This window comes from Paracrocinitomix mangrovi (assembly GCF_019740355.2).
GTDB lineage: Bacteria > Bacteroidota > Bacteroidia > Flavobacteriales_D > Crocinitomicaceae > Paracrocinitomix > Paracrocinitomix mangrovi.
Window position 1 is genome coordinate 3,900,195 of the sequence record NZ_CP091819.1, and the last position, 22,294, is coordinate 3,922,488.

At 34.8% G+C, this 22,294-nt stretch carries 17 protein-coding genes and 1 other RNA gene; 8 read left to right on the forward strand and 10 right to left on the reverse strand.

Annotated elements, in window-relative coordinates:
- Positions 1 to 18 precede the first annotated feature (18 nt).
- On the forward strand, positions 19 to 618 hold the full coding sequence (locus K6119_RS17410) for a hypothetical protein (protein WP_221835130.1): 600 nt from the start codon (positions 19 to 21) through the stop codon (positions 616 to 618).
- A gap of 3 nt (positions 619 to 621) precedes the next feature.
- Here K6119_RS17410 and K6119_RS17415 read toward each other — a convergent pair whose 3' ends face one another.
- From K6119_RS17415 to K6119_RS17425, 3 genes are read right to left on the reverse strand one after another with little or no spacing between them, the layout of a single operon-like run.
- On the reverse strand, positions 622 to 1,689 hold the full coding sequence (locus tag K6119_RS17415) for a CaiB/BaiF CoA transferase family protein (RefSeq protein ID WP_221835128.1): 1,068 nt from the start codon (positions 1,687 to 1,689) through the stop codon (positions 622 to 624).
- A gap of 6 nt (positions 1,690 to 1,695) precedes the next feature.
- A complete protein-coding gene (locus K6119_RS17420) occupies positions 1,696 to 2,301 on the reverse strand; it encodes a toxin-antitoxin system YwqK family antitoxin (protein ID WP_221835126.1) in 606 nt (201 codons plus the stop codon).
- Positions 2,301 to 2,801, reverse strand: a complete 501-nt coding sequence (locus tag K6119_RS17425; RefSeq protein WP_221835124.1) for a C40 family peptidase — start codon at positions 2,799 to 2,801, stop codon at positions 2,301 to 2,303. The genes K6119_RS17420 and K6119_RS17425 overlap by 1 nt, the downstream gene beginning before the upstream one ends.
- Before the next feature lie 53 nt (positions 2,802 to 2,854).
- Here K6119_RS17425 and K6119_RS17430 point away from each other — a divergent pair, with 53 nt between their 5' ends.
- From K6119_RS17430 to fsa, 3 genes are all read left to right on the forward strand, one after another.
- A complete protein-coding gene (locus K6119_RS17430) occupies positions 2,855 to 3,865 on the forward strand; it encodes a helix-turn-helix transcriptional regulator (protein ID WP_221835122.1) in 1,011 nt (336 codons plus the stop codon).
- 36 nt (positions 3,866 to 3,901) lie between these two features.
- Positions 3,902 to 4,000: signal recognition particle sRNA small type (ffs, locus tag K6119_RS17435), an RNA gene on the forward strand.
- Between the two features lie 93 nt (positions 4,001 to 4,093).
- Positions 4,094 to 4,750, forward strand: coding sequence for a fructose-6-phosphate aldolase (gene fsa, locus K6119_RS17440; protein ID WP_221835120.1), 657 nt, complete (start codon positions 4,094 to 4,096; stop codon positions 4,748 to 4,750).
- A gap of 53 nt (positions 4,751 to 4,803) precedes the next feature.
- Here the strand turns inward: fsa and K6119_RS17445 are convergent, their stop codons facing one another.
- From K6119_RS17445 to K6119_RS17465, 5 genes are all read right to left on the reverse strand, one after another.
- Positions 4,804 to 5,886 (reverse strand): glycoside hydrolase family 3 N-terminal domain-containing protein, encoded by a 1,083-nt coding sequence (locus K6119_RS17445; protein WP_221835118.1) that lies wholly within the window; start codon positions 5,884 to 5,886, stop codon positions 4,804 to 4,806.
- A gap of 66 nt (positions 5,887 to 5,952) precedes the next feature.
- Positions 5,953 to 8,124: an OmpA family protein gene (locus K6119_RS17450; RefSeq protein WP_221835115.1), complete on the reverse strand. Its 2,172-nt coding sequence runs from the start codon at positions 8,122 to 8,124 to the stop codon at positions 5,953 to 5,955.
- A gap of 1 nt (position 8,125) precedes the next feature.
- Positions 8,126 to 9,175: a tetratricopeptide repeat protein gene (locus K6119_RS17455; RefSeq protein WP_221835113.1), complete on the reverse strand. Its 1,050-nt coding sequence runs from the start codon at positions 9,173 to 9,175 to the stop codon at positions 8,126 to 8,128.
- A 102-nt stretch (positions 9,176 to 9,277) separates the two neighbouring features.
- Positions 9,278 to 11,392: an OmpA family protein gene (locus K6119_RS17460; RefSeq protein ID WP_221835111.1), complete on the reverse strand. Its 2,115-nt coding sequence runs from the start codon at positions 11,390 to 11,392 to the stop codon at positions 9,278 to 9,280.
- A gap of 15 nt (positions 11,393 to 11,407) precedes the next feature.
- On the reverse strand, positions 11,408 to 12,502 hold the full coding sequence (locus K6119_RS17465) for a tetratricopeptide repeat protein (RefSeq protein WP_221835109.1): 1,095 nt from the start codon (positions 12,500 to 12,502) through the stop codon (positions 11,408 to 11,410).
- 74 nt (positions 12,503 to 12,576) lie between these two features.
- Between K6119_RS17465 and K6119_RS17470 the strand changes: the two genes are divergently transcribed.
- The 3 genes from K6119_RS17470 to K6119_RS17480 all read left to right on the forward strand — a co-directional run bounded on the left by K6119_RS17470 (position 12,577) and on the right by K6119_RS17480 (position 15,547).
- Positions 12,577 to 13,668 (forward strand): M42 family metallopeptidase, encoded by a 1,092-nt coding sequence (locus tag K6119_RS17470; protein ID WP_221835106.1) that lies wholly within the window; start codon positions 12,577 to 12,579, stop codon positions 13,666 to 13,668.
- A gap of 123 nt (positions 13,669 to 13,791) precedes the next feature.
- On the forward strand, positions 13,792 to 14,208 hold the full coding sequence (locus K6119_RS17475; RefSeq protein WP_221835104.1) for a DUF6934 family protein: 417 nt from the start codon (positions 13,792 to 13,794) through the stop codon (positions 14,206 to 14,208).
- A gap of 40 nt (positions 14,209 to 14,248) precedes the next feature.
- Entirely contained in the window at positions 14,249 to 15,547 is a 1,299-nt protein-coding gene (locus K6119_RS17480) for a DUF2130 domain-containing protein (protein ID WP_221835102.1), read from the forward strand.
- Here the strand turns inward: K6119_RS17480 and K6119_RS17485 are convergent.
- Complete coding sequence (locus K6119_RS17485) at positions 15,544 to 16,185, reverse strand: hypothetical protein (protein ID WP_221835100.1); 642 nt, start codon at positions 16,183 to 16,185, stop codon at positions 15,544 to 15,546. The two genes, K6119_RS17480 and K6119_RS17485, sit on opposite strands and share 4 nt — an antisense overlap.
- 162 nt (positions 16,186 to 16,347) lie before the next feature.
- Entirely contained in the window at positions 16,348 to 20,970 is a 4,623-nt protein-coding gene (locus tag K6119_RS17490; RefSeq protein WP_221835098.1) for a M4 family metallopeptidase, read from the reverse strand.
- A gap of 154 nt (positions 20,971 to 21,124) precedes the next feature.
- Here K6119_RS17490 and K6119_RS17495 point away from each other — a divergent pair, with 154 nt between their 5' ends.
- A complete protein-coding gene (locus K6119_RS17495; RefSeq protein WP_221835096.1) occupies positions 21,125 to 22,294 on the forward strand; it encodes a sigma-54-dependent transcriptional regulator in 1,170 nt (389 codons plus the stop codon).

The following is a 22,294-nucleotide window of genomic DNA, read 5'->3' on the forward strand; positions in this document are numbered from 1 at the left end:
TGATTAAATTTGCCGATCATGACAAAATTTATAGGAGATAGAATTAGTATGGAAGATCATGAGAGATCTTCTACAGTAGTCATTTTACCTAAAAGGGTAAGATGGAAAGATATACTATTAATCTCTTGGGTAGTTGGATTTACTTTTGCAGGATTGTACATTGTTTACCTTTTGTTTTTTGGAGGTATAAATGAACTAAAAGTGGGAGTGAATTATGATGAGGAAATCCGAAAGCAGCAAGTTATTTATCTGGCAATTTTTACAGGTTTCTGGGTATATTTTGAGTACCTAACTTTGAAAACTGTTTTATGGTATTTATTCGGTAAGGAGTTGATACAAATAGATACAGAGGCACTAACATTTAAAAGATCAACATTGTCATACGGAAAGGCTAATAGATATTTTTTTGAGAATATAAAAAAGATCGAATACATTAAACCGGATGATACCTCATTGAATCAGTTTTTGACAAATGCTTATTGGTCGCTAGGAGCTGATGCCATAAAAATTTATACCAAAGGGAAAGAAAAAACTTTTGGTCGTCGATTAAGCGAAAAGGAGGCTAAAAGGTTATTGAAATTTATCAATGAAAGGTCAAAAAAATGGAGAAAGAAGTAAATCTTAGTTTGAAATAATATAAACTGATGATTTAACTCTTCGGGTGTGCATGCCTTCCATTTCTTCTTCCAAAACTAAATCCTTGGCTGTTTGTAATTCAAATACCTCTTTCAAGTTTTTTATCTGAGCTATAGGAACATTTCTTTGTATTAGTCCATTAACTAGTTCATCAGCATTAAAAAGCTTCATTTTTTCAGCTAAAATCGGATCAAGTTCTTTTCGATTAGTAACTCTATCCTTATTATGCTCAAAATGCGGATTTATTTCAAGACCTATAAATTCACACAAAGTTGCAAATTGCTTGTCGCTTCCCACAGCTAAGGTTACCAACTTATTATCTCTTGTTGTAAATATCTCTCCATAAGGAGCAATATTAGGATGTAGGCTTCCCATTGCTTGAGGGATTTGATTTGCCATCAAATAATTAGTTGCCTGATTAGACAAAGAAGCTATTGCCGTATCGTATAATGAAACTTCTACGTGATAAGCTTTTGGATCATGTTGAAAGTTTAAAAGAGCGTCTAGCAGTCCTTCTTTCATTTGATGCGCAGCTAGAATATCTATTATAGCTAAGGGAATCTTAATAGGGCCTGAAGATTCATTTCCATTCATAAACATAAATCCCGTTTCTGCTTGTAGCACTAAATCATAAGCTACTCTCTTGTTTTTGCTACCAAATCCTGTAATCTCACCTAAAATAATTTTTGGATTGATTTTTTTTAACGATTCAAAATCAACACCAAATTTATCCGCGTCACCTGGTTTAAAGTTAGAAACAACTATGTCTGCTTCTTCAATAAGCTGATGCAATTTTACACGATCTGTATCATCCAAAAGGTCCAAATGAATAGGTTCTTTATGCCAATTAATTGAACAGTAATATGCAGATAACGGAGCCGAAGTATCTTCAGTTTTAAGTTTCCAACCTCTTGTCACATCACCATGCGTTTTTTTATTTTCAACTTTGATCACTTTTGCACCACGCTCTGCGAAGAACATACCAACCGCTGGACCGGCCAATACACTTGCCAGTTCTAATACTTTTAACTTTGAAATAACAGATTGCGTCATATAGCCTTAATGAATTGCGCTTAGCAAAATACCATTTATATAGTTTTCAATAAGCAAGGTAGAACCATCTTTGTTGTAATAAACGGTATGCCCATCAAGAATTCCATTTTTGAATGTCATTTTAACATACACTTGATCACTTTTAGGGTATTTTTCTGTACAAGTACCGGTATATGAAATATCATCTAATTTGTACTTTGTTGGAACATTTGAATTTTCGTTATTTATTTTTTCAAGCTCTGAGCATTCACAATTTAATACTTCAACATTTCCTGATCTTTTTTTATTACCCTCTTTGTAAACTTGTTCAAGCATTACCTCACCTGCTTTATCATAGTAGGTTATTTTACCATGGATTTTACCATCCATGATGCTTTTCTCAATATACTTTGTATCAGTTCCGGGGTAATTCTCAAAACAAATACCTGTATAGGCTTTATTTTCTTTTGTTAAAATCCCTGTGCTATCTGAGAGTAATTCACTGCAAAAACATGTGTCAAGTTCTTCACTTTGCATTACTACACCTTCGTCAGTAATGTCTTTGCGATTTTTTGAATCACCGCAAGAATAGATAATAGCAAGTAATGCCATTATACTTAAAAAATATCTCATTAGAATATGTTTATTACGCGTAAAAATCTTTTGACATAACCACTAGCATTATATCTTGTAATGGTTACTCCAAAGTGTTTTTTAGAAGAAGAACTGTGAATGAAGTCAACCATCCCTCCTTCATTTTTAATCACAATTCCGGCATGGCCAACTTTTCTTTTTGTAGCATCAGTCCCAGTAAAAAGCATGATGTCACCAGGAACAGCTGATAGTAGCGAAACCTTATCTCCAAAATTTTCATAGCCGGATGAAGCTCTTGAAACTTTAATACCAAAGTTTTTAAATACGTAATAAATAAAACCGGTGCAGTCAAAGCCATCAGTTGAAGTCCCCCCCCAAATATATGGAGTGCCCAAGTGGACTTTGGCGTAGTCTATAATACTGTCCCTTAAACATTTCTCTTTTTCTGAAATATTTCTAGGAGTAATAGTAGTATCTGACTCAAACCCAAAGGAAGAGAAAGTGGTCAAAAAAGATATTGCTATTATTAATGCCTTCATTACTTAGCAAAATTAATATGTTTTATAACTTTATAAAAACTAATTTGTAACAAATGTCTAAGATCAAAAATGCGCAGTTAAGGTACAGGGTGATAGATAGATGTTTGCGAAATCCTTATAATCCATATCCTACCAAAGAAGATTTGCGTCAAGCATGTGAAGAAGCGCTTTTTGGCAGTAGCGAAGGGGTTGACATATGTGATTCAACAATTGAAAAGGATATGTTTGCTATGAGAATGGACTTTGATGCTCCTATTAAATACAGCAAAAAAGAGAAGGGTTATTATTATGAGGATGAACAATTTAGTATTGATAAAATCCCTTTAACAGAAGGGGATATTGATGCCATTAAGTTTGCTACCAACACTTTAATGCAATTTAGAGAAGTTGGAATTTTTAAGCAATTTGGTTTTGCAATTGATAAAATATTTGATCGCGTTCACATTTCCAGTAATCCTTTGGATGATTCAATTGATAATCACGTTCAATTTGAAACACAAGCTGCAACCAAAGGAAATGATATGTTGCCGGATTTACTAAAGGCAATTAAAGAAAAACTTATTGTAAAATTCAATTATACCAGTTTTGCTACAGGAAAAACTAAAGAAAGAGAGGTATTACCTCTTCTTTTAAAGGAATACAGAAATCGTTGGTATTTGATAAGTTATGTTAGGAGTAAATCTAAGGTTATCACTTTCGGTCTTGATAGAATGTCAGACTTAATAATAACTGAAGAATACTTTAAGGATGATTTTGACTTTAATCCGGATTTGTTTTTTAAGTATTCAATAGGAATAACTGCCAATGATAGTCAACCTCAAAAAGTAGAGCTTAAAATAGATAAAGTTGGGTCAAAGTACCTACAGTCTCAACCTTTACATGACAGTCAGACTTTAATCAAAGAAGGGAAACGTAGGGATACTTTTCAATTAGAAGTACTTATTTCAGAAGAATTAAAAAGAGAAATTCTTTCATATGGTTCTCAAATGGAGGTGATTAGTCCTTTAGAATTGCGAAATGAAATCGCCATTAAAGTACAAGAAATGGTAGATATATACGGATAAGCTTTTTAATTCTATTTCTTTTACTAATTTTGTCGCGGGTAAGTCCCGTACGACCAGCTCCTGCTGAATCCCCCAGGACAGGAATGTAGCAAGGGTAGGCGGTTGTAGCGGTGCGATACGGGTAGCTTACCCACTTTTTTTTCTTTGATTAATTCCCCTTTTTGTTGATAACATTTTCTCGAGTCAGTAGTTGACTACCTTATATTTGCACTACAAAATTATTGCAACATGAAATTTTTTATTGATACAGCCAATTTGGACGAAATTAGAGAAGCAAATGATCTAGGTATTCTAGATGGTGTTACTACTAATCCATCTTTGATGGCAAAAGAAGGAATTACAGGTAAGGACAATATCCTAAAACACTATGTTGATATCTGTAATATTGTTGATGGAGATGTTAGTGCTGAAGTAATTTCGACTGATTTTGAAGGAATCATTAAAGAAGGAGAACATTTAGCTGGACTTCATAAAAATATTGTGGTGAAAGTTCCTATGATTAAAGACGGAATTAAAGCCATTAAATATTTTTCAGATAAGGGAATTAAAACTAACTGTACGTTAGTATTTAGTCCAGGTCAGGCTATACTTGCTGCAAAAGCAGGTGCTACTTATTTGTCACCATTTATTGGAAGGTTAGATGATATCTCATCAGATGGATTGGCATTAATTGCAGAAATTAGAGAGATTTACGATAATTATATGTTTGAAACGGAAATTTTAGCTGCTTCAGTAAGACATACAATGCATGTAATTGATTGTGCTAAAATAGGAGCAGATGTTATGACAGGTCCTTTAAGTTCAATTACAGGACTTTTAAATCATCCTTTAACTGATATTGGTTTAGAGAAATTCCTGGCGGATTACGCAAAAGGGAATTCATAAATATTTGAACTACTCACTCTATAAAACCATCTCAAATTTGAGGTGGTTTTTTTTTACATTAAACCAAGGCAAAATTTAAGTCTGATAATCTTTTTAACCGAGGCATAAACTTGTTGTTTAAATTGCGCGTCTGAATTAACTGCTCCTAGAATATCGAATAGAGCTTGTTCTTCATTAACAGGCATTAAAATTAAATCACAACCGGCTTGTGCGGCTTTTAGTTCACAATTAGGAATTGAAGCAACACCTCCCATATTCATAGCATCTGTTACTACCAATCCTTTGAAGTTCATTTTATTCTTTAACAAGTCAGTTACAATGTTTTTTGAGACAGATGATGGCATATCATTCGTGTTGTATTTTTCATTGTTTTTAATGGCGATATGTGCCACCATAATTGAAAGAACACCTCCTTCTATTAGTGGGATGTAATTGTGAACTTCTCTCATTTCCCCATCAATATAAACGAGTTTTTTGTGTGTATCACCTACAACATAACCATGGCCAGGGAAATGTTTAGCTGTAGCTACTATTCCATGTGATTGAGTTTCATCAATAAACACTTTTGACCATACTTGAGCTGTGTCAGGATCATTTCCAAAAGCTCTGAATGAAATTACTTCATTTGGAGACATGTCTACTACCGGAGCATAATTGTAATTGATTCCAATGTCTTTAAGATCATTACAAATTGATGCAGCAAATTTCTTTACTTCTTCACGATCCACCATTAAGTGTGCCTTTTTAACAGGAGTACAGTTTTTGATTTTATATCCGATTAATGATGGTTCTGCGTCAGCAGAGTAGAGCATAGGTAAACCTCCATATTGTTCGTTTAAACTATTAAAATCATTTACCATTGTTGTAAAACCTTCTTTTGTTCCATTTAGTAGAAGGATTCCTCCAATATAATTTTTGACAATTAAATTATTAAGGTGTTCTTGAGATTTACCAAGTCTTCCGGCTGCAGGAATGATCATTTGTCCAACTCTACTAGTATCATTCATTTCATTAAATACACTATCAACCTTTTGTGCCAGCGTTGCATCATAAACAAAAAAGTCTGATAATTGATAGTTCTGCGCCTTAAGCTGGTTAGCTGTAACTAAGATGATTCCTAAAATTAATGCTCTCATAGTTCAAAAAAAAAGTCCCCGATTGATATTGATCTAAAGGGGACTGTAAATATTAATAAATGTAAATTACTTTTTGATAATAGTAACAACAGTTCTTCTGTTTTGCTGATGTGCCTCATTTTTGGCCTTTCTACCATCTAATTTATCAATTTCTTCATCTGTTATTTCTGGTTGAGATTCACCATAACCTTTAGTTTGAATTCTATCAGCAGAAATTCCATGTTTAATTAAGTAGTCTTTAGCAATTTTCGCTCTATTTTCAGAAAGTAACTGATTGTACTCATCTGATCCTCTTGAGTCAGTATGACCACCAAGCTCGATAACCATGGTTGGATTTTCTTTCATCACCTTAATCAAGTTGTTCAGATCGGTAACTGATTTATCTCTTAAACCATATTTATCAAAATCAAAGTAAATGTTTCTTAAGGTAAATGAACCACCTGAAACAGGTTTGCAAAGTTCAAAGTTCATTTCAAGTTCTGATTCTTCATCTTTTTTAGTCGTAGAAGCAGATTTTGAAGAAATAGTATAACCTGTTGCCGTTGCGTTAAATGCAAATTCATCTCCGGCATTTGAAACAATTATTTCGTATGTACCGTTGCTGTTTGTTTTAATTTCTTTTTTCTCTCCTGTCTCCTTATTGGTAATTGTAATTGAAGCTACAATAGGTTGCCCTGATTCGCAATCCTTAACCTGACCTTTGAAGATTATTTTACGCTCTTTTTTGACATTTTGATTGTCATTATTATTGGTGTTATCGTTATTGTTTGTGTTGTCATTGTTATTAGTGTTGTCGTTGTTATTGTTTTCGTTAGTGGCAACCATGTCAGAAGTCTCTTCTTCCATAAAGTCAGTATCCATTAATTTGGCATCAGCTAACAATGCATTCTTTTTCTCTCCCAAGAAAGTAATCAAATAAATGTCTTTTTCACCAAATCCATCTTCACGGAATGAAGAATAGTAAGCATATCTTTCATTACCTGTAACTACAAAGTAGATATCATCATCAGGTGTATTAATTGGGTAACCAATATTTTCAGGTTTAGACCATTCTCCTGTTTCTCTATCGAATTCTGTTTTGAAAATATCTAATCCTCCAATGTTGTTATGCCCATTTGATGAAAAATAAAGTGTTTTATTATCCGGGTGAAAGAAAACCCCTTTTTCTTCAAATTCTGTATTGATAGTTTTACCTAAATTTTCTGGTTCTCCCCATTGTTCCGCTTCTTCATCCCAATAAGAAACGTAAATATCATGCTGTCCAAATCCTCCCGGTTTATCAGAGACAAAGAACAAAGTCTTTTCATCAAATGATAAGGTCGCACTTGATTCGTGGAATTTAGTATTGATTGATTCTCCCAATGAAGTAGGTACTTCCCATCCACCATCTTCTTTTTCTCTTGTTATCAATACATCTCCATTTTTACTGTTGATTCCCTTATAAGTAAGTAATGACTTACCATCTGGTGCTAAACCAACAGTTGCATCATGCGTTTCTGTATTTACAGGATCTCCTAAGTTTTGAGCCAATTGCCACTCTCCACCATATTCTCTTGATGAAGAATAAACATCTTCATAATGAAATCCATTTTTGTCAATTTTCCCTCCTTTTGAATCAGGTCTTCTTGCCGTAAAAAACAACACTCTATTATCTGCAGAGATAACAGGAGAAAATTCAGGATATTCAGTATTAATACTATCTCCCAAATTGTCAATCCAAACACGAATCGGTTTCTTTTTAAGCTGAACTCCGGTTCTACATTCTTGGATTTTTTTATTGATGAATGCTCTTTGAGCTTGATCTGTAGGATTAACTACATCTTTAAATTCTTGATACAATGTTATGGCTTGATCAAATTCACCGGCCAATTGGTAAGCCTGAGCCAAATAAAACTTGATGTTTGGATCTACTTCAGGATTTACTTTGTAAGCAAATTTCAGATATTCCAGGGCCTTAAATTTGTGACTTCCATTCAAATAACAAACCCCAATTCTGAAGTTGTTTACTGATGAATACGGATTAAAATCATGAGCAGCCAAATAATGTTTCAGTGCTAAATTTAAATCTCCTGAAGTCCCATCAAAAAAGTAATAATCTCCTTTTTTAATTTCTTTAATGGCATCATTGAATTCATCCTTTTGATTTTCGAATAATTTTTTGTCAAAAGGAACATCTTTGTCTTGCGATAAAGCAACACATCCAATTAATAGTGATATGATGATAAATAAACTCTTCATTTTATTCGCTACAAGTTGGACTGTTCAAATACTCTTCTGCTTTTTCTGAACCAAGGATAAAAGCTTGTTCCCAATCAAAACAGGCATCTTCAACATTTCTCATCATTTCATGAGCAATTCCTCTGTTGAAATATGCTTCCATTAATTCAGGGTTTAAATCCAAAGCCAAATTACATTTCTCAATAGCAGATTCATATTGATCTTGATCTAATAATACAGCTGCTTGATTACTTAATATTCTTGCGTTTTCATTATCTAGTTCAAATGCTTGATCAAAAGATGAAGATGCTTTTTCATACTCTTGAGATTTGTGATAATAATTACCAAGCATTACTAAAAATTGAGCTTTTTCTTTTGGATCTTCAGTTTTGTCCATTCCCTTTTGAACCATGTCCAAAGCCAGGTCTGTGCTATCCATTTCAAGATAAACATTTGCTAGATTACCGTAAATGCCTGCAGAGTTGGGGTTCAGTTCTAATGCTTTTTTGAAAGAAGCTTCAGCACTTTCTAAATCTCCTTGCTGATAATGAATTTTACCCTGGATATTGTGAGCTACAGGGTTTTTATCATTTTTAGAAATAGCATTGTCCACATGCTCTTGCGCTAAATCTAAATCTCCATAATTTAAATTAGCTCTTGCTGCATATAGTCTTATGCGCTCATTATCTTGTCCTTGTTCAATGGCTTTATTTAAAAAATAAGCGGCACTATCATATTCTGAGTTATGATAATAACATTTACCCAAGTGTCCATAAGCAGCAGTCAAAAACTTATCATTGTTGTGAGCTGAAACAGCATTGTCTAATGCGTTTTCGTATTGCTTGTTATCAAACTGGATTAAAGAAATGTTTAAATACGCTTCAGCATAAGTAGGTTCTAATTGAACACAGGCAAGAAATAATTTTAATGCCTCAACCTTATTTCCATCTTCATATTCCTTAACGCCCTTATTAAATATTCTTTTTGATTCACCAGAATATTTGTTTTGAGCCACTGAAAACACAGGGATCAAGAGCGTTAGAAGTAATATTTTCCTAAGAGGGGCTAACATAATTATGCGAATTTAAAATTTTTCTCCAACAAAATCGCCAAATCTATAGATAAGAATAGCTATTTAACAGTTTAAGTTGGAAACATTTGAATTTGGATTCAACTAAATGCTTAAAATTTTAAACTCAGTACGTCTATTTTGCTGGTGCGCTTCCTCTTTTTCTGATTTAGTTCTCATTTTATTGATTTCACTATCAGGTATTAAGGTTTGCTTTTCACCGTAACCCGCATACTCAAGTCTTGATTTATCAATTCCGTGAGAAATCAAATAGTCAACAACTGATTTTGCTCTATTTTGAGATAAAACTTGATTGTCTGCGTCAGAACCTCTTGTGTCTGTGTGTCCAGAGATTTCAATTCTCATTGTAGGATTCTCATTTAACAATCCAATCAATCTTTCAAGTTCGTTAACGGATTCATCACGCAATGAATATTTAGCATAATCAAAGAAGATGTTTCTAAGTACAATAGATTTACCCACTTGAACTTTCTTCAAGTCAACATCTTTCTTGTATTGTTTAAATCCACTTGCTTCAGGAATTTGAAAATTCTCTGAATGGAATAAATAACCATCTTTTTTAACAGCAATTCCGTAGTTTGATCCACCTGGTAAAGAAACTAGGTATTTACCTGTGTTTACGTCTGAATTAAATTCTGCAATTACTTTGTTTTTCTCATTATCGATTAAAACCACTTGTGCTTGAAGAGGTTCTTTGGTGTCCTCATCTCTAATAATACCTGTTAAAATGGCCATATTGGCTCCCTCAGAAACAAGTACAGGTTCCTTAGTCTTTTCTTTAATTGGCTTAGCAATTGACGCTATCAAGTTGTCTTCATTTGAAAGCATAGGTGGTTTCTCAGGTCCTAAGAATGTGATAAGGTAAATGTCTTTTTCACCTAATCCTCCTTCTCTGTATGATGCAATGTATCCATATCTACCATTACCCGCAACTACCAGTCCTATATCATGATCCGGGGTATTCAATGGAGGGCCAAGGTTTACAGGCGTTTGCCATTTTCCATCAACTAATTTTGAGTAAAATAAGTCGTAACCACCCATAGTATTGTGACCAGTTGAAGCAAAATACATAGTTTCTCCATCCGGGTGGATAAATACAGATCTTTCATCATATGGTGTATTAATTGCATCCCCAACATTTACAGCTTCTCCCCATTTTTCTTTTTTGTCATCCCAATCGGCATAGTAAATGTCATGTTTACCAAATCCATCAGGTTTATTGGTAACGAAATAAAGTCTTTTACCATCAAAGCTCAGTGATGCACCTGATTCATGAAAATCTGTGTTAATGTTTTTCCCTAAAGGTTCTGGTTTTGACCAACTACCGGTTTCATCAGAAGATATGTAGATATCCCCACCATTATTTTTTTCATTAATGTAAATGAATAAGGTATGACCATCAGGAGATAAACTGATTGTAGCGTCATGCTGACCAGATTCGTTCATGGTTTTCCCCATGTTTTTTGATTTTGACCAAACACCATCAGTTCTTGATGAGATAAACATGTCTTCAAAATATCCTCTTCCATCAGGTGCTAAAACTTCATTATCTGGTCTTCTTGCCGTAAATATCATTATAGCCTCATCTGCTGAAATTACCGGTCCGTAATCAGGATACTTTGAGTTAATCTCGCCTCCAACATTGTCTATCCAAACACGCGCTCTTGTTTTTGATAATTCAATTCCATTTTTACATTCCTGCACTCCCTTGTAAGCAAATGCACTTACCGTAGGCGGATTTTCACCCGCTTGAGAATAATAACAATGACGATTTATAAACTCATTACCACCACTTGTAGCAGCCTTATTATAGTAATCAATAGCCTTTTCCCATTTTGCTTCAATGTGATAACTTAAACCAATAAATACCAAAACATCTTTTGAAACTGTGGGTTTAAGACTATAAGCATCTTCAAAGTACTTTTTCATTTTGTACTTGTCCACATTGTAATAGCAGATTCCTAACTTATAGTTCAAATCCGCACTTTTTGGATTGAATTTATATGCTTCCAGATATTCATTTATTGCTTTAGGATAATCTTGCATTTCAAACAACATATTACCCTCTTCATAATGATCTTCTGCTACTTTATACTCGTCTTTTCTTTCTTTAAATAATTTTTTGTCAAAAGGCACATCTTGTCCAAAAGATATAATGGCCAAAGCAAGACAAACGATTGTTAATATTGACTTTTTCATATTATATTCTTTGGATTATTTTTCTGCGCAAGCAGGTCCGTTTACGTAATTTTCTGCATTTTCAGAACCAAGGATAAAAGCATCTTGCCAATCCGCGCAGGCTCCTTCTAAATCTTTTAGCATTTCTTTTGCAATACCTCTGTTTACATATGCCTCCATGTATTCGCCATCAATTTCAATGGCTTTATTACAGTTTTTAACTGCTTCTTGATAATTTTCCATTTTGATGTAAACTGAAGCTATGTTGTTATAAGCAAAAGCATATTTAGGGTTGATTTCAGCTGCTTTGGCATAATCAGCTAAGGCTTCTTTATAATTCCCTTGAGCAAATTTAACAGACCCTCTATTATTGTATGCTACATAGTATTTAGGATCTCTTTTTAATGCTTCAGTATAATATTTGATTGCATTTGCATAATCTTCTTTAGCTCTGTATGCTGATCCTAAATTGTTATAAGCAAAACTCAAGTAATTATCATATTTCACTGCGCTTTCGTAATCTTTGATCGCACCAGTATAATCTTCTAGTTGCACCTTTGCAGATCCTCTGTCATTATAGGCATAAGCATATTCAGGTTTGCGTCTGATTGCTTCGTCAAATGCTTTAACTGCATTTTCAAAGTCTTGATTCTGGAAAAGTGCAACACCTTGGAAATAAGGATACTTCTCATTACTCTTATCAAGATTAGCTGCTTGTTCAAAACCTTTGGCAGCCTCTTCGTAGTTACCAACTTCAAGATATACTTGTCCTTTTAAATAAGGTGCTTCATGATTAGTTGGATTTAAAGACAATACTTTGTCAAAGTCTTTGGCTGCATTGTCAGCATCTCCTAAACCTTGATAGGCCTTTCCTCTAAAATAATAAGCATCTGAAAAAGTTCCGTCTTTGGAAATTGATTCAGAGAAAGCATTCACAGCTTGTTGAAATTGTTCAGATTTTAAAAGTCTTACACCTTCGTTGTATTTCTGTTGTACATATGGATCTTTCAGTCCCAATGAATCCATAGTAGTTTGATCGACGTCAGAACCTTGTATAGTATTCTCTTCTTGTCCAAAAGAGAAAAGGGATACGAAAACTAATGACGCCCCGAGAGTAATTTTTTTCATCATATTTTTAGGGTCATTGATCATGCTAATTTATACTTTTACTAGCGATATTACAATTATCATGCAAAATAAACATTATGGCAAAGAAAAAGTCGATCCTAAAAAAATCTAGTACTGAGTTCTTAGAAAAGTACTTGAATAATCCGTCACCAACTGGTTTTGAGTCAGATGGGCAGAAATTGTGGTTGGAATATATAAAGCCATTTATAGATGATTATTGGGTAGATAATTATGGAACCGTTGTAGGAATTGTAAATCCTGAAGCAGAATATAAAGTCGTTATTGAGGCTCATGCTGATGAAATCTCATGGTTTGTACATTATATCAACTCAGATGGATTTATCTATTTGAGAAGAAATGGAGGTTCAGATCATCAAATAGCTCCTTCAAAAAGAGTAAACATTTTTACAGATAAAGGAATTGTGAAAGGTGTATTTGGTTGGCCTGCTATTCATACAAGACTTGCAGGTAAAGAAGAAGCTCCAACCATGAAAAATATATTTCTGGACGTAGGATGTGATAATAAAGAAGAAGTAGAAAAACTAGGAATACATGTGGGATGTGTTGTGACTTTTGAGGATGAATTTATGATTCTTAATAAGAATAAATATGTTGGTAGAGCTTTGGATAATCGTATTGGAGGATTTATGATTGCTGAAGTTGCCAGACTTTTAAAAGAAAACAAAAAACAATTGCCTTTTGGATTATATATAACAAATTCAGTTCAAGAAGAAGTAGGGTTAAGAGGAGCTCAAATGATTGCTGAAAAAATTAAACCAAATGCCGCAATTGTAACGGATGTTTGTCATGATACTAATACACCAATGATCAGTAAAATTGTTCAGGGAGATTTGAAATCAGGAAAAGGACCAGTTTTAACTTATGGACCTGCTGTTCAAAACAATCTTTTGAAATTGGTGATTAACACTGCTCAAAAAAGTGAAATTCCTTTCCAAAGGGCGGCAGCTTCCAGAGCAACAGGAACAGATACTGATGCTTTTGCTTATTCAAATGCAGGCGTACCTAGTGTATTGATTTCTACTCCGCTAAGATATATGCACACAACTGTTGAAATGGCGCACAAATCTGATGTTGAAAATGGCATTAGATTGATATATGATAGTTTATTGTCAATTAAAAAAGGACAAGATTTTAGATATTTTAAATAAAATTTTAATTAATTTTTCTTTCGAAAATGCAGTATTAATTGGTTACTTATCGATACGGATGTAAATTCCGTCTAAACCAATTACTAAATATTTAAGGTTTGCATTATATTTGAGCTCAGATCAATGGATACGTACGAAATAATAAAACCAAATATTCCTACCGGTCAGGTTTATCACTTTACCACTGATTATGGTGTTGAATATGAAGTACGATTTGCAAGAAAAAAAGAAAACATTTTGCATGCTGTAATTGCATTTGGGGTATTGAATGAGGAGTATGAAGGGGAAGAATATGCCTTAACAAATAAAGGAGATGTTTTCAAAGTAATGCGAACTATCATCACGATCATTGATATGTACGGAGACAAGCATCCTAATACTCAGGTTTATGAATTTACCGGGGTTTATAAAGAAGGTGAAGACACAGAATTGTCTCAACGTACAAAACTTTATTTAAGATACCTTCCTAGAATATTTGACAACACCTGGGAAATTACAATGGAAGGAAATAAAATCTTTGTAACTAAAAAACGTAAATAGTTTACGTCCTGCCATTATTTCTTGGCTTAAAAGTAGAAGTATGAGTGATGTTAAAATTACCTGTCCTCAGTGCGGACATTCCTTTAGTCCTGAAGATGCTATTGCACATGGTATTGAGGAAAAGCTTAGAAAAGAATTTCAAGATAAGAATCAAAAATTTTTAGCGGAACAAGAGGATAAGAAAAAGAAGTTTGAAGAAGAGCAAGAGAAATTATTAGCAGCAAAAAAAGAATTTGAAGAAGGAAAAGAAAAGGCCAGGGAAGAGTATCTTGAAAAGCTAAAAAAAGATAAGGCACAAATTGAGGCAGAAGCCAAAGAAAAAGCCGCCAAAGAAGCAAAGGAAAGCATGGATGTGCAATTCAAAGCTCTACAAGAAGATTTAGAAAAGAAGAAGGAAGAGAATAAGAAGTTGCAGGAAAAAGAACTTGAGTTCATGAGAAAAGAGCTTGCACTTAAAGAAGAGCGGGAGAAAATGGAGCTTGAGATTCAAAAGCAGATTCTTGAAAAAACCAAGAAACTGGGAGAAGAGGCAGAAAAGAAGTTGGCAGAGAAGTTTGAACTTAAAGAGAAGGAATATCAAAAGCAGATTGAAGATGCCAAGAAATCTGCCGAAGAAATGAAACGGAAAATGGAGCAGGGTTCAATGCAATTGCAAGGAGAGGTGCAGGAATTGGCAATTGAAGATGAATTAAGTCACCTTTTTCCGTTTGACACAATTGAAGAAGTTTCTAAAGGAATTAGAGGTGCTGATTGTATTCAGACAGTTGTAAACAGCTCACAGGATATTTGCGGTAAGATTATTTATGAATCTAAACGTACTCAGAATTTTGCAGGAGACTGGATTCCCAAATTAAAAGGGGATATGCTTGCTGCCGGTGCGGATATCGCAGTTTTAATTACTCAAACATTACCTAAAGAGCAATCTAGTTTTGCAATGATAGATGGAGTTTGGGTGTGTTCATTTAGTGAATTCAAAAGTGTTGCAGCAGTATTAAGAGATGCATTGATCAGAGTTAATGCTACCAGATCGGCTAATGAAAATAAAGGGGACAAGATGCAAATGCTTTATTCTTATCTGACTGGAAATGAATTTAGACATCAGGTAGAAGCAATTGTAGAAGCATTTTCTACTATGAAGGCTAATCTTGACCGAGAGAAACGTCAAATGATTAAAAACTGGAAAGAACGTGAAAAGCAAATTGATAAAGTCATTGAGAATACGCTTGGACTTTATGGATCTGTGAAAGGAATTGCCGGTTCTTCAGTAAAAACAATTGAGGCGCTTGAATTTGACGACTCTGACGATAATTTGCTAGATGATGGAGGAGAAGATGTTTAGTAAATAAACACTGTATCCTGCACTGAATATTGAGTAGACAAATTTCCACCAGCCGGAGTTACCTGAATAATATCAGGGTTTTCTAATCTTCTGGTTACTTTAATTACCGCTTTACCGCTTCCTAATTCTTGCAATTGTTGAGCAGAAACTTCAATTGTCATTACAGATAAGGAATCAAAGGTTGAACCAAAAGTGAAATCAGAACTCAAAGAAGTCACTGTTACATCAATAAATTCATTTGCCAAGAAGTTGTCTCCTTCTATCTGAAAATAATAATTGGCCTGCTGACTTATGGTGTCTGACGTTATTATTAAATCAATACTATCTGGAATGGTAGCTCCATTTGTAAAAGTAAAATCGTCAAAATTGGTATAAACAAATTGGTTTTCCACTGCTCCAACAAAACTTTTAAAATAGTAGCGACCATTAATGTTAAAGATTAATTGATCACCGTTGTAAGTTACATTTGCAGGGTGATTTAATTCTAACTTTTGCTGATTAGTTGTGCTTGGTGGATTTAAATAAAAAATCGCTTTTGCCGAAGTTTTATTTTCTGATTCATTAAAATTCAGCTCGTATGAACCATATATCTTATTCTGATCCGGTACAATCGGATCTGGTTCACATTTGGTTGCCATTCCCAAAATGAGCGTCAAAAAGATTAATATTTTAAATTTATTGTCCACCTTATTCCCAGTGTAATCATTACGTTACAAGCCTTTTTAAGGTTGGACGAATTTCCAATCTTTTTTTTAAATGATGAAAAAAAATTTTAACTAATCAATTCAAGTAGTTCTTAATTATCTGATTAGTAATATTTTAATCGTTTTAATAGTGATTCCTTCAGAATCCTGAATTTGTAGTAAATATGGTCCGTCAGCTACCTCATTATCTAAGTTAATTGGTAAAATTTGCTGATTAAACCATTTCTGATAAACTAATCTTCCTGATAAATCTGTAATCTGAACATTGGTATTTCTATCTATTCCAAGATCAATATTGAAAGAACCTGAGGTTGGATTTGGATAGACTAGAATGTTATTATCAAGCTCTTCAAATCCTAAACAATCACCTACTTCTATAACCATTGTAGCAGAAGCAGGGCAATTCCCTCCAATACTATATGTCACGGTCCAAGCGCCAGTTCCTGCAGCAACAGGATCAAATTCACCTGTAGTTGAATTAATACAGCTTCCACAGTCGGCACTCCAGGTTCCACCTGCAGTTATAGCTGACAATTGTTGTGTTTCTTCATATCTACAAAAAGGACCGGCAGGGGTGATAGATGCGTCCGGTGTTTCTTCAACTACAATATCAATTGTATCTGCATCTCCGCAATTTCCAGAAATTGTATAGATTATTTCATGTGTTCCAACTCCTGCCGTTGCAGGGTTAAAGGTTCCGTCATTTATATTCGTAATACCAGTTCCACTCCAAAGACCACCTGCATCCACGGCTGTTAGCGTAATTGAATTGTCACCAGTACACATGCTTGTGACATTGTTGATTGTTGCATCCATAACATCTTGAACTGTAATGGTAATTTGGTCATTATCGCCACATGTTCCAGAAATATCATAATTGATGGTGTGGTTTCCTATACCTGCTGCGGCAGGATCAAAAGTCCCTGTTGAAGAATTAGTAATCCCAGTACCTGACCAAACTCCACCACCGTCAGCTGCAACTAAATCTACTGGGGTATCTCCCAAACACATGTTAGTATTCCCTGTTATTGTAGCATCAGCCGAAGTATTTACATTAATTACTATTTGGTCATTATCTCCACAAGTACCTGAAATGTCATATGTAATAGTGTGAGATCCTGCACCAGCAACCAAAGGATCAAACTCACCTGTACTACTGTTTGTAATTCCTGTTCCAGACCATACTCCACCTCCATCTACTGCTGTTAAAATAGTTGTTCCGTCAGCAGTACACATATCACTAACTGAAGCAATTGTTGCATCATAACTATCAGCAACATCTATTGTGATTTGATCATTGTCACCACAAGTTCCTGCAATAGTATAAGTAATAGTATGACTACCATTTCCGGCAACTGAAGGGTCAAATTGGTTTCCGCTTACTCCAGTTCCTGACCATGTTCCACCAGCATCAACGGCAGAAAGTGTAACAATTCCATCACCTGAGCACATTGGAGCAACTGGCGTGATAGTGGCATCAGACTGCGGTGTAACTGTCGCAATCACTTCTGTTCTTTCTGATGTACAGGATGGTGATTCAATTACCCAATCATAAAAGAAATAGTAATAATCTAATCCGGGACTTGATTGTGTGATTGTAACTTCACCACCCCCAACATTATATGGAAATGATGGACCGGTGTTGTTTCTATACAAATCTTGATTGGAGTTGGCTTGTGTTCCTAGCTGCCAATCTGTACCTACGGTTAAATCAAAATCTAATGTTATTACTTGCTCGCCATTTGGAATAAAAACAGTGGCAGATTGAACTACTGTTCCCGCACTATTTCTTAATTCAATATTTCTGTCTCCACTACCATTAGCATAAACTTTTACTGTTTTTAAAGTAACCGGTGATGTTACATCAAAAACAAGGTGTTGATTACCGTTAAAGAAACCTCCGCCTCCAAAAGTATTATCAGCTGGACCAAGATTTTGAGAAGCCCCAGGAATGGTTTCTTCTACCCAATAGGATGTAGTATTACTCAAAGAGGGAGTAGTAAATGGTGAAGAAGTACCTATCTGATTCCCTCCTGTTTGAGCATCATACCACTCTAAAGATCCGCCATTATTTGCTGTTGCGGTTAATGTTGCAATATTGTTTTCACAAATATTATCCCCAACTGTAGAAGGAGCTACAGGTAGATTAACATACACCACGTTTGAGTATGTTATAATGTCAGATCCATTATTATTAGTAGCCGTTAGCGTAACAGTATAAGTTCCACTGGCTGTGTAATCATGTGAAGGGTTTTGATCTGTGGATGTATTACCATCTCCAAAATCCCATGACCAGGCATTTGGACCGTTGGTACTTAAATCAGTAAATACAACACTTCCGTTACAAGTTGTGTCAACGTTAATAGAATAATCAGCAACTGGAGGGGAAGTTGGTAAAACACAATTCCATGTAATGATATACCCCGCGTCCTCAACTCCAGGGTCTGAATGAAATACGATAGTAATGTCACCTCCTGTAGATGAAATTGAACCAGGAATATTATTGTTGCAATAAGTATCTATTAATGGAGAGGCTGTGCTAGGACCGTCATATACTCTTACGTAATCATAATTACAACTTCCGCTTTGGCCTGCTTCTACATCAAAAAATGTAAAATTAATATCCACTGTACTTGCTCCAACTGGAGAAATAGTGATTTGAGCATCTTCATTTGGCCCATAATTTCCTGTTGATCCACCACTGTCATAAATGGTTCCCGCACATGCTGATTGGGTATTAGCAGTTCCTTGCGTTGGCATAATGATTTCACATGGATTATTATTGTCAATGTCAATATAATTAACCCATACTGTAGTGTCTGAACCACATGCGCCTCCGTCTGCTATTAATGTAACAGTGTAAGTTCCTAAAGCATTGTATGTATGACTTGGGCTTAAACCTGTGCTAGTGTTTCCGTCACCAAAATCCCACTCAAATGTGGTTCCATTAATACTTGTATTGTTAAAGTTTACTGTAAAAGGGGCAGAACAAGCTGATGTTATCGGTGCATTCATATCAGAAACTACTCCCATAACATATTCAGGTCCAACACCTACAGCATACCATGCGTTTGTACATGATTCAACTTGAGGACTACATCCTCCAAATAAATCAATTGCAGATTGAATGGCATAAAATCTTGCTTCGGCATAATCAGAGCTAGATGTAAGGTAAACAGTCAAATTTCTAAATGCAATGTCACTGGCATCATCCCAACCTAGCCCGGCTACATTATAAGTATCACTGTTATCATTTGTTCCTGTTCCTCCATTTACAAGTAGATAGTACCAAAAATTTTGAACTCCACTGTTGGTGTGCACGCCACCATTATCTCCACCAGTTAAGCTTGCCCAGTTAGTTCCAAAATAAGTATCCGGATCACCAAAAGCATTTGGATTGGAAAGAGATCTCAATGCGCTTCCAATATCCTCACCCATTAGCCAATCAAAATTAGAAGGCATTGCGTAATGTTCAATGGCTGTTCCAAATATGTCAGAAAAAGATTCGTTTAGGGCTCCCGATTCCGATTGATACACTAAGTCTGCGGTAAAAGAAGTTAATCCGTGGGTGATTTCATGTCCAGCAATATCAATAGATGTTAATGGGTTCCAGTTGGTGTTTCCGTCACCATAAGTCATTCTGGTTCCATCCCAGAATGCGTTCGCATAATCTACATCATAATGCACATAGCTGTTTAATTCAAAACCATTTCCGTCGATACTATTTCTATTGTGAATCAACCAGAAATAATCATACGTCATTTCAGCTCCCCAATGTGCATCAGTAGCGTATTGATCCAAATCGGCGTTTACATTATTCCAATTGTTATCTGCATCTGTAAAATCTACAGCATTTCCATAATTGGTGCCTGTGTTCATGTCGTATGTGTTAACTCCGTTTCCACGACCGGTTTCTCTTAATCTGAAACTTCCTGAAAAGCTATCAGCAGTAATTGTTTGAGTTCCACTATAAGCAGTTTGTGCAGTACCCACGGCATCAATGTGGTGGAATACCTCATTTTCTAATAGAATTTCACCTGTATTGGCATCCACATAAATAAATGATCTAGACACCGGTTTGTGAGCGTATATATTGAATTTATAAGCTAATTTATAAGAGGATGCTTCATAATTCGCTCCTTTGCTAACTACAACTAGTTCACCTTTTGGGAAGTAAGTAGCAGTTGGGTCATGAGATTCTCTTTTTAAGTGATCTTCTTCAACCTGTAGTTCCCATTTGTAAGTTTCCGCATCAACGTGATTTAAAGCTTTGTTAAGTGCAGAACTTTTGCTAAGTGAAGCATTAATAGAAGGGTTTATCGAATTATATAATAAACCATTCATTGAATATACTTTGCCAGATTTAGTGTGCACAATCCAATTTGCAAATTCAATTGGATATCCATTATAAGTCTGTTGATATCTGTAATGTTGATGACCTAATTTGTCAGATTCTACTTTGATTAGTTCAAAACCAAAGTTTTCTGATAATCTAAAATTCTTTTTACACCAAATTTGAAATCCATCAATATCGATTTCTTTGTTTTGCTTAAACTTAACATAAGAAGGGATGTTTGAATGTGGGTGAGTGCGGACTACGGCTGCGTCTGAATAAATAGCTTCAGCTTTGCTTCCGTTGAAAATTTCTTGAGCAGTAGCAATGTGTAAAGCACCAATTAACACAAAGCTAGTAGTAAGCCTGATGAGGTTCAGTTTCATGGAAAATAATTTTTGAGGCTCTGAAGATACCTATAAATCAGTTCAATTCCAATTTAGATTAGCTCAATTACTTAAAAATCTACACTATAAATTCGAAAGGTTAAATTTTGTATCTTTATCCACTTGTATTTTCTTAACCAATTCTAACTATTGTATGCCTAAGATCCTGATCATTGATGACGAAAGAAGTATCAGAAGAACTTTAAAAGAAATCCTGGAATTTGAAAATTATGAAGTTGAAGCCGTAGAAGATGGTATTGCGGGAGTCAAAGAAGCTAAAGAAAATCATTATGATGTGATTTTTTGTGATATCAAGATGCCGCAAATGGATGGGATTGAAGTTCTCACCAAATTAAAGAATGATGGCTTAGAAACACCAATTGTCATGATTTCCGGTCATGGAAATATTGAGACAGCTGTTGAATCCATTAAAAGTGGTGCGTATGACTTTATTGAAAAACCATTGGACTTAAACAGGATTCTTGTTACCATCAAAAATGCAATGGAAAAGGCTGATTTGGTTGAGGAAACCAAGACTTTGAAAAAACAAATCAAAGGTCAGTTTAAAGATTCTAGCATAATTGGTGAGTCACAGCCAATTATTGAGATTAAAGAAATGATTGCAAAAGTTGCTCCTTCTGATGCAAGGGTAATGATAACTGGTCCTAACGGATCTGGAAAAGAATTAATTGCCAGACAATTACATGAAATGAGCAATAGAAAAAAAGGACCCTTTGTTGAGGTGAATTGTGCCGCAATTCCTTCTGAATTAATTGAGTCTGAATTATTTGGTCATGAAAAAGGAGCCTTTACATCTGCTATTAAACAGAAAAAAGGAAAGTTTGAATTAGCTACTGAAGGAACATTGTTTCTTGATGAAATAGGTGATATGTCTGCTTCTGCTCAAGCAAAAGTTTTAAGAGCTTTACAAGAGAACAGAATTACCAGAGTAGGAGGTGAGAAAGATATTAAAGTTAGTCCAAGAGTTGTAGCAGCAACTAATAAAGATTTGAAAAAGATGATTGAAGAAGGTGCTTTCAGAGAGGATTTATATCACAGATTATCTGTAATCGTAATTAATAATCCTTCATTGAATGACAGAGCTGACGATATTCCAATGTTAGCAAATTACTTTCTTGAACAATTGTGTAGCGAGCACGGTATGCCGCAAAAGACTTTTACTGATGAAGCATTGAAAGCGTTGAAATCGGTGAATTGGACGGGTAATATTCGTGAATTACGCAATATCGTTGAGAGATTAATCATTTTGTGTGATAATGAGATCACTGAAAATGATATTAAAACTTTTGTTGCTTCAAAATAA

What these genes read in the sequence shown, in the direction of transcription:
- K6119_RS17410 (WP_221835130.1), top strand. Translation starts at nt 19, where the DNA reads ATGACAAAATTTATAGGAGATAGAATTAGTATGGAAGATCATGAGAGA.
- K6119_RS17415 (WP_221835128.1), bottom strand. Translation starts at nt 1,689, where the DNA reads ATGACGCAATCTGTTATTTCAAAGTTAAAAGTATTAGAACTGGCAAGT.
- K6119_RS17420 (WP_221835126.1), bottom strand. Translation starts at nt 2,301, where the DNA reads ATGAGATATTTTTTAAGTATAATGGCATTACTTGCTATTATCTATTCT.
- K6119_RS17425 (WP_221835124.1), bottom strand. Translation starts at nt 2,801, where the DNA reads ATGAAGGCATTAATAATAGCAATATCTTTTTTGACCACTTTCTCTTCC.
- K6119_RS17430 (WP_221835122.1), top strand. Translation starts at nt 2,855, where the DNA reads ATGTCTAAGATCAAAAATGCGCAGTTAAGGTACAGGGTGATAGATAGA.
- fsa (WP_221835120.1), top strand. Translation starts at nt 4,094, where the DNA reads ATGAAATTTTTTATTGATACAGCCAATTTGGACGAAATTAGAGAAGCA.
- K6119_RS17445 (WP_221835118.1), bottom strand. Translation starts at nt 5,886, where the DNA reads ATGAGAGCATTAATTTTAGGAATCATCTTAGTTACAGCTAACCAGCTT.
- K6119_RS17450 (WP_221835115.1), bottom strand. Translation starts at nt 8,124, where the DNA reads ATGAAGAGTTTATTTATCATCATATCACTATTAATTGGATGTGTTGCT.
- K6119_RS17455 (WP_221835113.1), bottom strand. Translation starts at nt 9,175, where the DNA reads ATGTTAGCCCCTCTTAGGAAAATATTACTTCTAACGCTCTTGATCCCT.
- K6119_RS17460 (WP_221835111.1), bottom strand. Translation starts at nt 11,392, where the DNA reads ATGAAAAAGTCAATATTAACAATCGTTTGTCTTGCTTTGGCCATTATA.
- K6119_RS17465 (WP_221835109.1), bottom strand. Translation starts at nt 12,502, where the DNA reads ATGATGAAAAAAATTACTCTCGGGGCGTCATTAGTTTTCGTATCCCTT.
- K6119_RS17470 (WP_221835106.1), top strand. Translation starts at nt 12,577, where the DNA reads ATGGCAAAGAAAAAGTCGATCCTAAAAAAATCTAGTACTGAGTTCTTA.
- K6119_RS17475 (WP_221835104.1), top strand. Translation starts at nt 13,792, where the DNA reads ATGGATACGTACGAAATAATAAAACCAAATATTCCTACCGGTCAGGTT.
- K6119_RS17480 (WP_221835102.1), top strand. Translation starts at nt 14,249, where the DNA reads ATGAGTGATGTTAAAATTACCTGTCCTCAGTGCGGACATTCCTTTAGT.
- K6119_RS17485 (WP_221835100.1), bottom strand. Translation starts at nt 16,185, where the DNA reads ATGGCAACCAAATGTGAACCAGATCCGATTGTACCGGATCAGAATAAG.
- K6119_RS17490 (WP_221835098.1), bottom strand. Translation starts at nt 20,970, where the DNA reads ATGAAACTGAACCTCATCAGGCTTACTACTAGCTTTGTGTTAATTGGT.
- K6119_RS17495 (WP_221835096.1), top strand. Translation starts at nt 21,125, where the DNA reads ATGCCTAAGATCCTGATCATTGATGACGAAAGAAGTATCAGAAGAACT.